A 14,512-nucleotide genomic window follows, 5' to 3' on the forward strand; every position below is an offset into this window, starting at 1 on the left:
ATTGTCTCCTACTTCTTCTTTCGCATCTCTTTTTGTATTTGGCGAAGTACTTTTTTCGAACCACGTTCAATATCATGCTGTAATTTACGCTCTTTATACGAAGTGAACAACGTATCCAAATCATATCCTTCTGGATACAATTCCATTGCTGAAAATTCAAGAACCATTCGCTTTCGATTTACTTTTATAAATTCGCCATTGTAATATACGGTAATATTATAAAATGTATCCTCCTCTTCGTATACGATACCGTATTCATCATAATCAAGTAATTGAACGCGATCTCCTTTTTTATACTCATATCGATCTTCTATTACTTCTTTTTCAACTTTCAGCTTCTTCACTTTATTTTCATCAACAAGGTCAAATCGATACTCTTTATTTTCCATATAACCCTTTGCACGCTCTAATACACTTTCTCGTACATTCATCTTTCGAGAAATCCAAAGCGCATTACTATCTCCTGACTTTCCGATGAGAAGCTTATACATTGGCTCTAGCGTTTCTTGATGAAATTGCATCGCTGCATTCATAAAATGTGGGTGCATTTCTGAGAAACGTTTAATTTCACCATAATGCGTTGTCGCAACTGTTATACAACCTGTAAGGTAAAATTCTTCTAATATAGAAATCGCAAGCGCCGCTCCTTCGTTTGGCTCTGTTCCGCTACCAATTTCGTCAAATAATAAAAGTGTACTTTTATTTGCTACTCTCATAATATCGGAAATATTTTTCATATGAGAAGAAAATGTACTTAATGCATTTTCAATACTTTGGTTATCTCCTATATCAACAAACACGTTTTCAAAGATGGCGATTTCTGTTTCTTTCTCAGCGGCAATATGGAATCCTGACATCGTCGCTAACGTAGCAAGGCCTATTGTTTTTAAGACGATTGTTTTTCCACCAGCGTTTGGCCCTGTAATAATTAAACTACGGTAATCGTCACCAATTTCAAAATGTAACGGTACTACATCTCCTTGTAATAACGGATGCTTACAAGCGATTAACTTCATATACCCGTAATCATTTAATTTCGGCTCAATACCATCAATTGATTTACTAAATTTTGCTTTTGCAAACACCATATCATACTGACTAATGAGTTCAATATTAATGTTGATTTCGCTTATATTTTCTAACACACTTCCTGTTAGCGTCGCCAATATTTGATATTCTTCCATCGCCTCTTCTGCTTTTAAAACAGCTAACTCTGCATTTAACTTCGCAACCGTACTTGGCTCAATGAAAACAGTCGATCCTTTTGCAGACACTTCCACAATCGTTCCTGCAACTTGATTTTTATAAGAAGCTTTAATGGGAATTGTATAACGATCGTCCTTCTTACTAATAAACGAATCTTGAATATATTTTTTGTTCGTTCCACTATTTAAAAACTTCATTAAACGCTCTTTAATTTTTTCTTCTGCTGTTTCTATCGCACTACGAATTCGCTTTAACTCTCGGCTTGCAGCTGAATCTACTCTACCACCTTTAATAGAGAAGTTAATTTCCTCTTCAACCTCTCGAAATTCTGACATCGAGTACGCATATGAACTTAAAACCGGCGCAAAAAACTCTTTATCTAACATAAACTTTTTAATTTTTCGGCATCCTCGTAAAAAATCTGAAACAGAAAGTAACTCATCTGGCTCTAAAATCATTCCTTTCTCTAATTTTTGAACGATACTTTCAATATTAGAAATACCTAAAAACGGCACATGACTTTCCGTATCTAAAACTTTTCTTGCTTCTGTTGTTTCATGTAAACGAGTTTGTACAACCTTCATATTAGAACTTGGCTGTAATTTGTTTAATAATTGTTTTCCTAAACCACTGACACAATATGACTTCACCATTTCTTTTAATTCATTGTATTGTAATTTTTCAAATGTACTTATGTTCATTTTTTCCTGCTCCTCATTATGATTTTTCTATCATTATGAAGATACCTTTTCATTAGATTTCAATGATGTTTTCCAAATATGAAAACCGAGACTTTCCCCTCAAGCACTGGTTTATCCCGCATTAACAGGCTGACAATCAGTGGAGGATAAAGAAAACCCCCACTGAGTGAAGTTTCACTTTATAGACTTCTCCTATTTTTGTGAAACAAAACAAACCAGGACCATAACACTTATTTAAACTTTTACGGTTACTCATATGGAATTAAAACAAACAGAAAAAAGCTGCGGAGATACCGCAGCTTTCCTTACATTTACAAGAGATGTGTAAGCAATGTATAACAAAATAAACTAGTATAAACATACGTAGTTATCCCGTTACTTCATTGTCGCACATTTTTATAAAGTATGGTAGGTATCTTCATAGGTATCGAAATGAATCCATGACGAAATAAAGGGTATACAGGTGTATAAAAATCCCTTATCATCAAAATCTTCATTTCATTCAATTGTTTCCTATTTAGAACTTACCGCACTCACAAAAAGCACCTCTCGTAATTTATATTTTTTTCATTGAAATCTAATTGATTACCACTATCATACTATACGCTTCATGCGATGTAAAGGTTCCTGTTCTTTTACAACTTAATACACTACTTCCCAACAATGAGATGTTGTGGACCAATAGGCATATCATTTAATCCGGCTTTTAAAAACTCAGGTCGAAGTGGTATACCCGCGAGTTCCTTTATAGGTACCCATCTGTAAATCAACCTTTCTCCTTCGCTTCCATAAAAATCACTGTTGCTAACATAATCTACGTCCTCATTTGAGGAGATAAGATAATATAGACCTATCTCATGAAAATTTTTATCGTTGTATTCGAAAAAGTTTTCAGTAATCCAAAGTAAGCGATTTACTTTTACTGATACCCCTAACTCTTCTTTCATTTCTCTTTGTATACTCGTGTGCGAATCCTCTAATACTTCTACTCGTCCACCAGGAAGCGCCCAATACTTATCATTTACTTGCTTATGTATAAGTACATGATCGTTTTCTATTAAAACCCCTGCGACCCTATAATTAAATACTGCACCATCTACATGAAATGTTGCGTCCATCTTCTCCCTCACCTCTATAATTTTATGTAACAAACTTTACAGCATATACTACTATAAAACATTAATAAGAAAATATATATCTAAAGTGACTACCATCGTAAAAATAAGTCGTTCAATACGAACGACTTATTCCCTTTCCTATAACTAACTCTTCATCTCCTACCGGCTTTTTCGACCAAAATGTAGCTAAAATCGGTCCTGCAATGTTATGCCAAACAGCTGCAATAACATTTGGTAGCACTGCTAATGGTCCAAAGTGAGCTGTCGCCAATGCTACACCTAACCCTGAATTTTGCATACCTACTTCAATGGAAATTGCTCGCCTTGCACTTTCATCAAGCTTTAAGAAAAAGGCCGTTCCATACCCAAGTAAAAAGCCAAAGGCATTATGAAGCATCACGGCTCCTAAAACGAGTAAACCAGAAGCAGCAATGTGATTTACATTTGCTGCAATAATTCCAGAAACGATAATAATAATTGCTACAACTGATATAAGTGGCACCACTGTTACACTTTGACGAACAGCATGCGGGAAAATCTTTCTTACTACAGCACCTAACACAATTGGTACAATAATAACTTGTACAATAGAAAGAAACATCGCCTTTGCATCCACCGGCATCCATTGTCCTGCTAATAGTAATAAAATCGCCGGTGTAACGATAGGTGCTAGCAACGTAGATAATGATGTCATCGCAATAGATAATGGTACATTCCCTTTTGCTAAATACACAATTACGTTTGATGATGTCCCACCTGGCACTGATCCTAATAACACTAATCCTGCTGCTAATTCAGGCGGTAAATTCAACAAATGGGCAATAGCAAACGCAACAAGTGGCATAATGACAAATTGTGCACATACTCCGATAATGACTGGCAATGGTTTTGATACAACAATTTTGAAATCAACACCTTTTAGCGTAAGCCCCATTCCAAACATTACGATACCAAGTAAAATTGTTATATGCCCACTAAAAACGAGAAACGGTGCAGGCATCATAAATGCAATCACAGCGATACAAACAACCCAAATTGCAAAATACTTTCCTGCTATATCACTAATTGCTTGTAACGTTTTCATGTGCTTTCTCCCCTTCAAAAATCTTACCTGGATTTAAAATGTTTTTCGGATCAAGCATATGCTTTAATTGCTTCATCACAAGAAGTGCTGATCCATGCTCTCGCTCTTGATATTTTCGTTTTCCAATTCCTACCCCATGTTCCCCTGTACACGTTCCCCCTCTTTCTAATGCATACATGACAATTTTTTCATTAATTGTTTCCATCGTGTCTATTTCTTCTTTATTAAGCGGATCAACCATCAATAACACATGAAAATTCCCATCACCAACGTGACCTACAATCCCCGCTTCTACACGAGCTGACTCAATAACTTCTCTTGCATAATCAATCGCGCCAGCTAAGTGTGAAATTGGTAAACAAACATCCATGCTCATTAACTTTTTCCCTGGATGTTTATGGACATAAGCATATGCTAAATGATGACGCGCTTCCCATAGTTTATTTCTTGCTGCTGTGCTCGTTTCAAATTCAATATTGTTACAGCCATAATTTTGAACAATATCTTTTGTAAATGCGATATCTTCTTGTAACCCTGCTTCATTGCCATGAAACTCTAAAAATAGAGTTGGTTCTTCGCGATAATTTGTTTCACTATACAGGTTTACTTGTTTCATAGAAAGCTGATCCACAAGTTCTATCCTTGCAATCGGAATACCAGCTTGTAAAATATGAATGACTGCCTCTACCGCATCATTAACTGACGGAAACGATGCACGTCCAGCCGCTACATGTTCCGGTATACCGTATACTTTTAACGTAAGTTCAGTAAAACAACCGAGCGTACCTTCTGATCCTACAAATAAACCATTTAAATGGTAACCTGATGATGATTTTGCAGCTAAATTACCAGTATGAATGATACGACCATCTGATAATACTACTTCTAAGTCACGCACTTGATCGCGCATAACGCCATATTTGACAGACGTTGTTCCGCTCGCATTTGTTGCTGCCATCCCTCCAAGCGTCGCATCTGCTCCTGGATCAACTGAAAAAAATAATCCATATTTTTTCAATTCCTTATTTAACTGTAAACGTGTTACACCCGGCTGAACTTTTACAAGAAAATCTTTTTCTCTTACCTCTAACACTTTGTTCATAAGTGAAAAATCAATTGTTATCCCATTTTCATACGGAATCACATGTCCTTCTAAACTTGAACCGACTCCAAATGGGACAACCGATATTTCATATTGATTTGCGATTTTCATAATATTACTCACATCTTCTGTCGTCCTCGGAAATAGAACCACATCCGGTAAACAACTTCTATGATATGACTCATCACGGCTATGTAACTCCCTTACCGTTTCATTGATAACAACTTGCTCTTCAGAAAGTATATTTCGTAAATCTGTTAACCAGCTACTCATTTTGGACACTCCTCTTCTACAAATATTTCATTATATTAATCATTTCACTCTATAATAGTTCGAATAATCAAATAATTCAATGGTTATTTCAAGTTTTTTCTAAATTAATAAATAATTTTACAATGAATATAATTCATTGTGTTAATATTAAGAAAATCAATTATGAAAGGGGACAAACTTATGACTTTACGCCTAGTCAAACCAACAGTTGCTCTACAAAATGAATACTTACAATTTTACAATGAATGGAAAGAAAGCGGTGAGTTGATGGTTCCGTGGGTTATCAGCAAAAATCCGAATCATTTTCCTGAAATGGTGCAATCTCTATTAGATGCGGAACAAGGTAAAAACATCCCCAAAACGTGGGTTCCTGATTCTACATATTGGCTTGTTACAGAAGAAAACAACGTTATTGGTGCTGTAAATATAAGACATAAGCTAACTGAGCATTTATTAAATGCAGGTGGCCATATCGGATATGGTATTCGTCCTTCAGAAAGACAAAAAGGCTATGCTACAAAACTATTAGCTCTATCTTTAGAGAAAGCGAAAGAACTTGGTATTACAAGTGCACTAGTTGTTTGTGATGAAAGCAATGTCGCGTCTGAGAAAACTATTTTGCATAACGGCGGACGACGTGATGATGATTTTATTGAGGAAGACGGAAATGTTGTAAGAAGGTACTGGATTACTTTGTAAGAAGGATATATAACGAGTTATAAAAATCCATCATATGTAAGCCATAACGTGCTGTTTATCTCTCGCTTCAAACCTTAGATTCTCAGGGAGAGATAAACAGCTGGTAAAAGCCCAATTGGTCGGGCCAACATTCAGTAGGGGAATAAAGTCCCCTACTGAATGAAGTTTCACTTTATATTCTCTAAGTACGAAGCAATTTCTTGTTTATTTTTTAAAAGAATAACTGTTTTATCTTGATTGTTCGCATGAAATTCTGCAAGCTTCCGAGGCATATTTTCTTTTCTAGGATAATATTTTGTCCAAATGAATTTTAAAAAAAGCCAATCTAACTTCTCTTTACACCCTCCTCCTAAATCACTTCTAGTTCTTCCTATATTCATAACAAACCGTTCGAAAACACGGTACAGGCATACATGTAATGGAAACTGCAAATATATAATTGTATCAGCATACGTTGTACGAATATCAAACGTATTATTATAGTTCCCTTCAATAATCCATTCTCCTTCTGTTACAATTCGCTGCTGCGCTTCTGTAAACTCTTCTAATGATGCTTGTATCCAGTTTGGTTTCCAAAATAGTGCATCGAGATGATAAACTGGTTTTTGTAATAGCTTTCCTAACTTACGTGCAAAAGTTGATTTTCCTACTCCTGAAGAAACACCAACAATCATAATACGTTTCATCCCATCACCCCTATTTTCTTTCACGAAAAAACAGCTATCCTTTTCATAAAAAAGATAGCTGTTTACCATGTTGTTTATCCTAACGAACGAACTTCAGCGATTAATTTTTGACCCTCTGTATACATCACAAGCTTTACAGGGTGATCATACGGATTTTCAAATATTAAATCAAGGTGCGGATAAGCGATTGTTGCATCTCGTCCTTTTGGTACATATCCAACTTCTTTTGAGTGCGTTGTTCGCTGTACCATTTTTAATCCAGCTTGATCCGCCGCATTATATAATGTAGAAGATGTTTGACACACTCCTCCGCCATATCCATCTACTAGTTTTCCGTTTACAATCTCTTTTCCTAACTGATACCCTTTATCTGGAGTTGTATTTCCAATAATGGCATTAAAGGAATATCTATCACCTTTTCCTAGTATAATACCACTAGAACTTTGAGCGGATAGACGAATATTCTCAATTCTTCCACCAGTTGTAGCACCCATATTTGTTTCATATCTACCAAGTACAGTTCCTGTACCACTTGCATCACTCTGCAATGCAACTGGCTTTTGCTCCTTAATTGGTAACTGATAAGAAGATTCCCACATTCCAACGTTCATGATTTGATCCACTACGTCTTTTTCCATTAGTTCATAACCGGATTTTCCTGGTTGCCAAGATCCATCGCCACCAACTCGAGCTGCGACCATTTGTGTATCAACTTTCTTCCCTAGCTCTTTTACAACTTTCGTAATTTCTTTTTGAAACTTTTCTTCACTTTCAAAGTAGCCTAATCCCTCTAAATCTATCGTTTTAACTTCTTTTCCGTCTCGCGGATCAATTAAACTGATGCTTTTATTTACCTCCGCTTTTGCTACAGCCGGTTGATCACCAATCCCACTTACAAGTACAACTTCACTTGCTTTCGCACTGCAACCACTGACAATACTTACACATAGTGCACCAACTAATAATTTGCGCATTTTATATGACAATGTACTCTCCCCTTTTACCAACACTCTTTTATTATATATTATGTATTATTAACTTATTTAATTTACTTCGTTTCCTTCAAAAAGTCTATATACATTTTAAAATTTTTCTTATAAAACCAATCGTTTGTTCCCCTTTTATATTATATACACACTCGCCCTGGGGAACAATCCAAAAACAAACAAAATTTACTATAAAATTACTTATTTTTTCTTTTATACTATGTATCAACTCTTTTAGCAATTCATTTTGTTCCTTTTGTAAACGTTCCATTTCATGTAAAGACGAAGCTTTTTGATTATTGTTTCTTAAAATAGACCTTATAAACGAAAATAAAGAAAAAACAAATAAAGCAAAGAAACAAAATACGAATGTAGCATATAACATGCTACCTATCCCTACAGACACCCAATCACCTTCCTTATAATTCCATATTATCACAATTATAGGGCACTTACATAAAAAAATAAAAACATAAGTATCCCATTTTATAAAAAATAGGTATTCGCCGGGTCACCCATCCGCATTTACACATAAAGTATGGTGAATGTATCAATCTTATCTATAGAACGGAGGCTTTTTATGTATCCATACAATCTATATAACTATTATGATTCTCAGTTACAATATGAGCCACAACCCTACTACCCACTGCAAATAGATCATCAGCAATATAATCAACCTGAACATTATGACCCAAATAGACAATTCGGAATTCCTGGTTTCCCAGGGCGTGAACTAGAGCGACGAGTTAATGAATTAGAACGACGGGTTAACCAATTAAATCGTGAAGTCAATCAGCTCCAGCAAATAGCTGAACGTCATTCACGTAGACTCAATCGATTAAACCAACGTTTGCGTGCCGTAGAAAACAAATTAAGTCTACCATTTACAGCGCTTGAAGATGGATTTTAACATGTACAACAAAAACTATGAAAGGAAGAGTCACCTCTTCCTTTCTAAAATTGACGAAAGTTTTTTCTCTCTCTATACTGATAAGAGCGAATGAACTGAAACAGGGTGATAAGATGGATTTTGAAATTAACTACCTTTCCTTTTACGTTGTACAAGTAGAAGGAAAAGGAGAACAAGCAGATAAACGTTATAAACATTTCCAAACGTTAGATGCTGAAGAATATGAGGACAGCCCACTAAAAGACTTTCTAGATGGCGAGCTGTTAAAAATATCGAAGAGAAAAGTAGAGCGTCATCCAAAAAGTGAACAAGTTCCAACAAAAATCGGGCGTTTTATTGTAGAAGTTGGACATGAACTTGATTCGAATCCGAACTACAATTTATTTAACCGGATTCGCTTTGCCGATACGAAAGACGGCTTTAAAGATGCAAATGAACCACTTGTTTATACATACATAGACACAAGTGCTGTACGAGGCGGTGTCTTTTTAGTTGCACAAGCAAAACTTCGCAAATACTTTGATGATCCGTTTGTCTTTGTTATGAAGTGTGACTTTGAGCCGAAAGTTGCTTCTATTTCCGATGAAGCAACCCTTATTAAAAACGTAGAAATGGCAATTACAACAAAAAACATGAAATCGTTGCAATATCCATACATGCCTGAAGAAGGCATTGTGGAGCCTGGAGAACTAAAAATCCACCAAGCATCACACGCCCGTTACTTCGAAGACTTCCTAAAATTTGTTGAATACGAACGCTCTATGCCTGAAATTATGAAAACACAAGTAATGGATATGGTATACGATCAAATTGATGACGTCTTTGAAGAAGGCACGGAAGAACGAGAACAATTTGACCAAGCAATGGAAGTATGGGCAGCGAGTCCAAAGCGTGAAATTATGGAACATTTCACAACAGAAGAAGTAATAGAAGCTACGGCACAAATCGCAGAAACTGCGCCTGAAGTTGAATTAAAAGTAAAAGCAGATCACATTTCTGTAAAAGCATTACTAGCGGACTTTGGGGATCAAATTCACATTGCGAAAGTGAACGACAGATATGTGCTCATGATTGAAGCTGATACGCTTACGTTTGAAAAAGGGTTCTCTCCGATTGAGTTTTTGAAGCCGGATGAACTGCAGGATGTGATTGAACGGATTGAGAAGAAGGCTTCTAATCCGCATGGTTATTAGGTTTTACTATGTGTAAGTGACATAATTTGCGAACCACTTTGAACGGATTTATTACTTAAGAATTATGGATTAACGTTTATTAATCCATATAAACATATTTAATGAGCGCTCATAACGAGTGCTCATTTATTTTTATCGTATTTATACGTCCACCACTGAGTCACTAAAAATATACGGATACTAAAATCCGTAAAATACGCTGATTTATTGCTTATTACATCGCTAACCGACCAAAATACTTTCTGTTTCTTTTAAATACCTTTACTATCTTCAGCATTCACTTTCTCCGATTACACTCTCGTTATTCCACGCTACCTTCCATCTCCTTACCGTCATTAACAACTTTCTATCGTCAACTCATTAGTAAATCATCTAGTCATTTCCACTTAAAACTTGCGTTATCCTTACTCCTTTACCACTACGCTAATCGCACACATATCTAACTGAGTACTAACGCCGTCTATCACGAATCTTATCACGTAGTTTCCTTATAGACTCTACTAAACCCTCTATTATAAGCTCGAATATTAAATCTATTACAATATATCGTACGACGCCCACAACGAAATCAATCATGCTTCCCCTTCCTCTTTCACCAATGTTGCTAATCTATTCAATGTTACAGTTATTGTATCATAACTTCATGGCAAGTCGTCGTTCCATGACTTAAGTCCTCTACCACTTGGTCATTCATCGTTATATCCGCCGTATTCTCAATGTCTACCATGTTCCCTCACTCGCTTAGTTAACGGTACTATCTTTTGGTTATTTGTGACTTTAAGGTCTTAGGGTTTTCATCATAACGAAGCAATGTTAGGAAAACGGCTGGTTGACGGACTTTCCCCCTACGCTGAAGGATTACGAAAAATAACTGGTTAGCGTAAGAGGAACAAGTATCTTTATTTTCAGCCATACCTTGCTTCTTCAAGTTTCTAATGGAAAAGACGGTGCTCATATAAGTACTATCAAGACTATAAAAATCATACGAAAAGAGGGCGCACATGGGTTATGATTCTTTAATTAGAACATTAATAAATTATGAAGACAGTGACATGATACTAGAGTGGGCAAGTGGATTGAGAATTATTGGCGAACTGGATACAGTTTTTGAAACAGACAACGGATTAGATGAAGATGACATAAATTATACAGAGTATGATGCAGCTGCATTTCAAGTAAATAATATTTTATCTCATCCTACTACCAACGAAGGTAGTGTATATGATTGGTTAAAACAAGAGAGAAGTTCGTTGGTTGAAATTTCTCTCTATGATGATCCGCCAAGTGCAATATTCTTAGTGTATGGAAGGAAAGTATGGAGTGTGGAAAATCATAAATAATAAGCACTACTTAAAATTTGACCTTGATTGGCTTTTAGCTTTTCAAGGTTTTTAGTAATAATTTTTTTGTTAAATGTTAACCGATATTGAATAATAAAAACCTTCATTGAATTCAAATGCTAAACATACAAATTCAATGAAGGTTTTTCACGTACCACTTTTTAATTATTAACGTCTTCCCTCGTTATTTCCACTTAGCATAAACGAAAAAAGAACTGTCATATTACGACCAGCCCCTAGCAATATGTTGTTCGTAATGGAAAGCATTTATGTTTTCTTCCTTTGATATTAAGCTGAATTTTCCCCATGCATCAACATGAAATATAGCATAACTATAATTATCTTCCCCACTATCACTAGGTATAAGCTCTATGCCGTATGTACCTTCTGTTAAAACTTTACCGTTTTCAAAATCGTTCATAATACTTTGGATATCAGGCGCTTTTTCAGCATTCTTTTTAACATCATAACGATAATTGAAATTTATAAATCCTCGAGCAAAAGGACCTGATTCCTCCTCATTCAGCTTTAAATCTTTAATGATTTCATTTGTATTTAGTTTTTGTTTAAACTCAGCGAGTATCTTTTTTTCTTGCTCGTTATCCATCCTAATTGTTACATAATAGTATAGTTTTTTATCAGGATCATGGGAACTTTGACTTAATAAGTTATATTTTTTAATAACTTCATCAGCTTGCTTTAGGACAGCTCCATTCTGTTGGATATAAGCTAACCTGAACATATCTAAAAGGATTAGCTTATCATCATCCTCACCATCTCCATCACTATCAAAAGTATCCTCAATTATCTCATATGTATCATTATCGACTTCAAATTGAGCTATAACATGATACGGTCTTTTTATTTCAACACTGATATCATAAACTCCTACTCCCCATATGTGCTCAGTAGAAAGGGTTTTAAAATCTCCCTCTTTTATTCCATAAATCTCTGCTAAATAATTATCAACTGATCGCTTCAATTTTATTTTTTTAGAAAGGCTATTAAATAACCACAATAGTACACCACATATGAGAATAAAAATTACTATCTTTCTTTTCTTCATCTATTGGTTCACCTGTTCCTTTATTGAATTCCATCCATATATATTGCATTATAAAACTATTTATTTTCCAATCACTTGATTTTTTCGCTCTTGACTTTAAGGTCTTACGGTTTTCATCATAACGAAGTCAGGTTAGGAAAACGGCTAGCTGATCGAAAACCTAATTCACTTTTCTTTCTCCAGTTTATTAACATATTTCCCATGTGTACGTTACAGTTTATATTTCTGTAAAATTATAACATCTATATAAAAAACTTACATGTTTATCTCAAGATATTGCAAAACATTACAAATAATCTTTATCAATACCATAAAAATACATTAATGGTAAAATATACTTATATCACTAAGTGATTATTCAAATAAAGGGAGGAATTAATATGAAAAAAATTGCATTGGCTGCTTCAGCATCAGCTCTTTTATTAATGGGATTTGCTCCAACAGGTGCATCAGCAGCAACACCTAAAAATAACTTAGGAAATACGTATCAAGTTTCTATCCCTCAACAACAATACGTTGAAGGAGTCTTTAAAACTTATGACTCCCGTTTTTATGGACAACCACCTAGAGAAATTTGGCATGAACAATGGTTTTATGGTAAAAGATATGCAGGTACTCTAAAGGTACAAAGCAAACAGCTCGATGGAGATGGTTATTGGTTAGTTTATTATCATGGATACCTTAACTTGCAAAAATAATTACTATTAATTTCTGAATTTCCAAAACGAAAACTCCTTTAGCAAGATAATTCCTCTCTCATTAATTTTAAGTTTTAGTGAGAGAGGAATTTTATTTCTCTATTAGAGACAAAATAATTTCCTTCCTAAAGTAATGCATTAGCCTCCATAATATATATTTTAACCTCATTCCCCTAGAGAATAATCTAGTAAATTAGCGGTATATATATGAATAAATATTGATATATTAAAAAAATTTTAACAAAGAATAACCACCCTATTACGGGCGGCTTTTATTCTTTCTTAATCATCACATACTGACCATCAATCCACACACTACCAGATAACAGATACCAGCCATCTTTTTCGGCGTATACTGTGTAGCCTACACCAGCTTGTACCTCTCCCTTATATTCACCGTTCCAACTTGGACTACCGTACACATTGACGTTACCTACAGGTGTAACTACCGCTATATATTGATTGAATTTGACGTATTGTTTAGAAACCCATTCATTCCCACCAATACCGTAATATCCGTCTTTTTCGACATAGGCATGATACGTAGTACCAGGATAAATAGTTTTAATGTACTGGCCGTCTGCATAAGGAGAAGTATACGTATTTACACCACCACCAACCGCTTCAATAGTACCGTAACTACCGTCATAAGGGTTATTTTCATTTGTCCAAGTTTCATTACGCTTTAATCCAAAATATTGAGCTATTCCGTCAGCATGCGCACGTGATACACCATTTAAGAATGATGTATCATTAAATTTCGTAATCTCTACGTTATCGATAAATAAGTTTTCAGTTAAGATAGCAGGCATATTTGTTTCACGTAATACTGCAAAGTTCGCTTGTTTTTCACCACGATCACGCACACTAGAACCCATGAATGTTATAACCGCATCATGTACAGCATTTTGAAGTCCAGTTGTTTTCGAATCATTTACCCCCTGCATTCTATATGTTTCAAAACCATTACCTCCACCAGAATTGATATGAATGGAAACAAACACATCAGCACCCCAATTATTTGCATTTACTGCACGCTGTGATAATGATACAAAAACATCAGATTCGCGAGTCATACCAACTGTTATCCCGTAATCACTTTCTAGCACTCTTTTCATTTCTTTTGCAATAGATAGTACAATATCCTTTTCACGTAACCCATTCCCTACACCACCACTATCATAACCACCATGCCCTGCATCAATCCATACTTTCACCATGAATAAACATCTCCTTTTCTATCATCATATTCAAAGCTTGTCTCTTTGCTAATAGGGATTTTATTACTGTAAATCTACTTTTTTCAATTACTACTTTTCACCGTAACCCCATGTATTTTCACTATATTTAATGATAGTTATTGACCGATTAACTTCACAAGTTCCATAAAGATGAAAAGTCAGTGAAAGTTAATTTTCACTGACTTTTCATCTTTATGTTCTCTACA

The 14,512-nt window shown here is 35.2% G+C and carries 14 protein-coding genes; 5 read left to right on the forward strand and 9 right to left on the reverse strand.

The window, feature by feature from the left end; translation table 11 throughout:
• Nucleotides 1–8: 8 nt before the first annotated feature.
• The 4 genes from BAMA_RS13620 to BAMA_RS13635 form a co-directional block, all read right to left on the reverse strand.
• Nucleotides 9–1,907: an endonuclease MutS2 gene (locus tag BAMA_RS13620; RefSeq protein WP_034639918.1), complete on the reverse strand. Its 1,899-nt coding sequence runs from the start codon at nt 1,905–1,907 to the stop codon at nt 9–11.
• 650 nt (nt 1,908–2,557) lie between these two features.
• Nucleotides 2,558–3,025 (reverse strand): NUDIX hydrolase, encoded by a 468-nt coding sequence (locus tag BAMA_RS13625; protein ID WP_034639919.1) that lies wholly within the window; start codon nt 3,023–3,025, stop codon nt 2,558–2,560.
• 112 nt (nt 3,026–3,137) lie between these two features.
• Nucleotides 3,138–4,109 carry a bile acid:sodium symporter family protein gene (locus BAMA_RS13630; RefSeq protein ID WP_034639920.1) on the reverse strand — a complete coding sequence of 324 codons (972 nt, stop codon included), beginning with the start codon at nt 4,107–4,109 and terminating at the stop codon, nt 3,138–3,140.
• Nucleotides 4,087–5,484 carry an FAD-binding oxidoreductase gene (locus BAMA_RS13635; RefSeq protein WP_034639921.1) on the reverse strand — a complete coding sequence of 466 codons (1,398 nt, stop codon included), beginning with the start codon at nt 5,482–5,484 and terminating at the stop codon, nt 4,087–4,089. The genes BAMA_RS13630 and BAMA_RS13635 overlap by 23 nt, the downstream gene beginning before the upstream one ends.
• A gap of 180 nt (nt 5,485–5,664) precedes the next feature.
• On the opposite strand from BAMA_RS13635, the gene BAMA_RS13640 reads away from it, so the two are divergent.
• Nucleotides 5,665–6,183, forward strand: a complete 519-nt coding sequence (locus tag BAMA_RS13640) for a GNAT family N-acetyltransferase (RefSeq protein ID WP_034639922.1) — start codon at nt 5,665–5,667, stop codon at nt 6,181–6,183.
• Between the two features lie 167 nt (nt 6,184–6,350).
• Here BAMA_RS13640 and BAMA_RS13645 read toward each other — a convergent pair whose 3' ends face one another.
• The 3 genes from BAMA_RS13645 to BAMA_RS13655 all read right to left on the reverse strand — a co-directional run bounded on the left by BAMA_RS13645 (nt 6,351) and on the right by BAMA_RS13655 (nt 8,261).
• Nucleotides 6,351–6,869 (reverse strand): P-loop NTPase family protein, encoded by a 519-nt coding sequence (locus tag BAMA_RS13645; protein WP_034639923.1) that lies wholly within the window; start codon nt 6,867–6,869, stop codon nt 6,351–6,353.
• Nucleotides 6,870–6,943: 74 nt separating this feature from the next.
• The gene (locus tag BAMA_RS13650; RefSeq protein WP_034640103.1) at nt 6,944–7,843 is read right to left on the reverse strand and encodes a VanW family protein; all 900 of its coding nucleotides are present in this window, start codon (nt 7,841–7,843) and stop codon (nt 6,944–6,946) included.
• Between the two features lie 97 nt (nt 7,844–7,940).
• A complete protein-coding gene (locus tag BAMA_RS13655; RefSeq protein ID WP_034639924.1) occupies nt 7,941–8,261 on the reverse strand; it encodes a DUF4083 family protein in 321 nt (106 codons plus the stop codon).
• A 174-nt stretch (nt 8,262–8,435) separates the two neighbouring features.
• On the opposite strand from BAMA_RS13655, the gene BAMA_RS13660 reads away from it, so the two are divergent.
• From BAMA_RS13660 to BAMA_RS13670, 3 genes are all read left to right on the forward strand, one after another.
• Entirely contained in the window at nt 8,436–8,768 is a 333-nt protein-coding gene (locus tag BAMA_RS13660) for a hypothetical protein (protein ID WP_034639925.1), read from the forward strand.
• Between the two features lie 113 nt (nt 8,769–8,881).
• Complete coding sequence (locus BAMA_RS13665) at nt 8,882–9,961, forward strand: DUF3900 domain-containing protein (protein ID WP_034639926.1); 1,080 nt, start codon at nt 8,882–8,884, stop codon at nt 9,959–9,961.
• 1,001 nt (nt 9,962–10,962) lie between these two features.
• Nucleotides 10,963–11,301, forward strand: a complete 339-nt coding sequence (locus BAMA_RS13670; RefSeq protein ID WP_034639927.1) for a hypothetical protein — start codon at nt 10,963–10,965, stop codon at nt 11,299–11,301.
• Between the two features lie 223 nt (nt 11,302–11,524).
• On the opposite strand, the gene BAMA_RS13675 is transcribed toward BAMA_RS13670, so the two are convergent.
• Nucleotides 11,525–12,367, reverse strand: a complete 843-nt coding sequence (locus BAMA_RS13675; protein WP_051758952.1) for a hypothetical protein — start codon at nt 12,365–12,367, stop codon at nt 11,525–11,527.
• A 380-nt stretch (nt 12,368–12,747) separates the two neighbouring features.
• On the opposite strand from BAMA_RS13675, the gene BAMA_RS13680 reads away from it, so the two are divergent.
• Nucleotides 12,748–13,065, forward strand: a complete 318-nt coding sequence (locus tag BAMA_RS13680) for a hypothetical protein (protein ID WP_034639928.1) — start codon at nt 12,748–12,750, stop codon at nt 13,063–13,065.
• Nucleotides 13,066–13,337: 272 nt separating this feature from the next.
• On the opposite strand, the gene BAMA_RS23530 is transcribed toward BAMA_RS13680, so the two are convergent.
• A complete protein-coding gene (locus BAMA_RS23530; protein WP_051758953.1) occupies nt 13,338–14,285 on the reverse strand; it encodes an N-acetylmuramoyl-L-alanine amidase in 948 nt (315 codons plus the stop codon).
• Between the last annotated feature and the right edge of the window lie 227 nt (nt 14,286–14,512).

It is taken from the genome of Bacillus manliponensis (genome assembly GCF_000712595.1).
Taxonomy (GTDB): domain Bacteria; phylum Bacillota; class Bacilli; order Bacillales; family Bacillaceae_G; genus Bacillus_A; species Bacillus_A manliponensis.

Bases quoted from the DNA above. Each gene is read 5' to 3' on its own strand.
- BAMA_RS13670 (WP_034639927.1), top strand. From the start codon at position 10,963: ATGGGTTATGATTCTTTAATTAGAACATTAATAAATTATGAAGACAGT.
- BAMA_RS13640 (WP_034639922.1), top strand. From the start codon at position 5,665: ATGACTTTACGCCTAGTCAAACCAACAGTTGCTCTACAAAATGAATAC.
- BAMA_RS13665 (WP_034639926.1), top strand. From the start codon at position 8,882: ATGGATTTTGAAATTAACTACCTTTCCTTTTACGTTGTACAAGTAGAA.
- BAMA_RS13625 (WP_034639919.1), bottom strand. From the start codon at position 3,025: ATGGACGCAACATTTCATGTAGATGGTGCAGTATTTAATTATAGGGTC.
- BAMA_RS13635 (WP_034639921.1), bottom strand. From the start codon at position 5,484: ATGAGTAGCTGGTTAACAGATTTACGAAATATACTTTCTGAAGAGCAA.
- BAMA_RS13680 (WP_034639928.1), top strand. From the start codon at position 12,748: ATGAAAAAAATTGCATTGGCTGCTTCAGCATCAGCTCTTTTATTAATG.
- BAMA_RS13675 (WP_051758952.1), bottom strand. From the start codon at position 12,367: ATGAAGAAAAGAAAGATAGTAATTTTTATTCTCATATGTGGTGTACTA.
- BAMA_RS13650 (WP_034640103.1), bottom strand. From the start codon at position 7,843: ATGCGCAAATTATTAGTTGGTGCACTATGTGTAAGTATTGTCAGTGGT.
- BAMA_RS13660 (WP_034639925.1), top strand. From the start codon at position 8,436: ATGTATCCATACAATCTATATAACTATTATGATTCTCAGTTACAATAT.
- BAMA_RS13630 (WP_034639920.1), bottom strand. From the start codon at position 4,109: ATGAAAACGTTACAAGCAATTAGTGATATAGCAGGAAAGTATTTTGCA.
- BAMA_RS23530 (WP_051758953.1), bottom strand. From the start codon at position 14,285: ATGGTGAAAGTATGGATTGATGCAGGGCATGGTGGTTATGATAGTGGT.
- BAMA_RS13645 (WP_034639923.1), bottom strand. From the start codon at position 6,869: ATGAAACGTATTATGATTGTTGGTGTTTCTTCAGGAGTAGGAAAATCA.
- BAMA_RS13620 (WP_034639918.1), bottom strand. From the start codon at position 1,907: ATGAACATAAGTACATTTGAAAAATTACAATACAATGAATTAAAAGAA.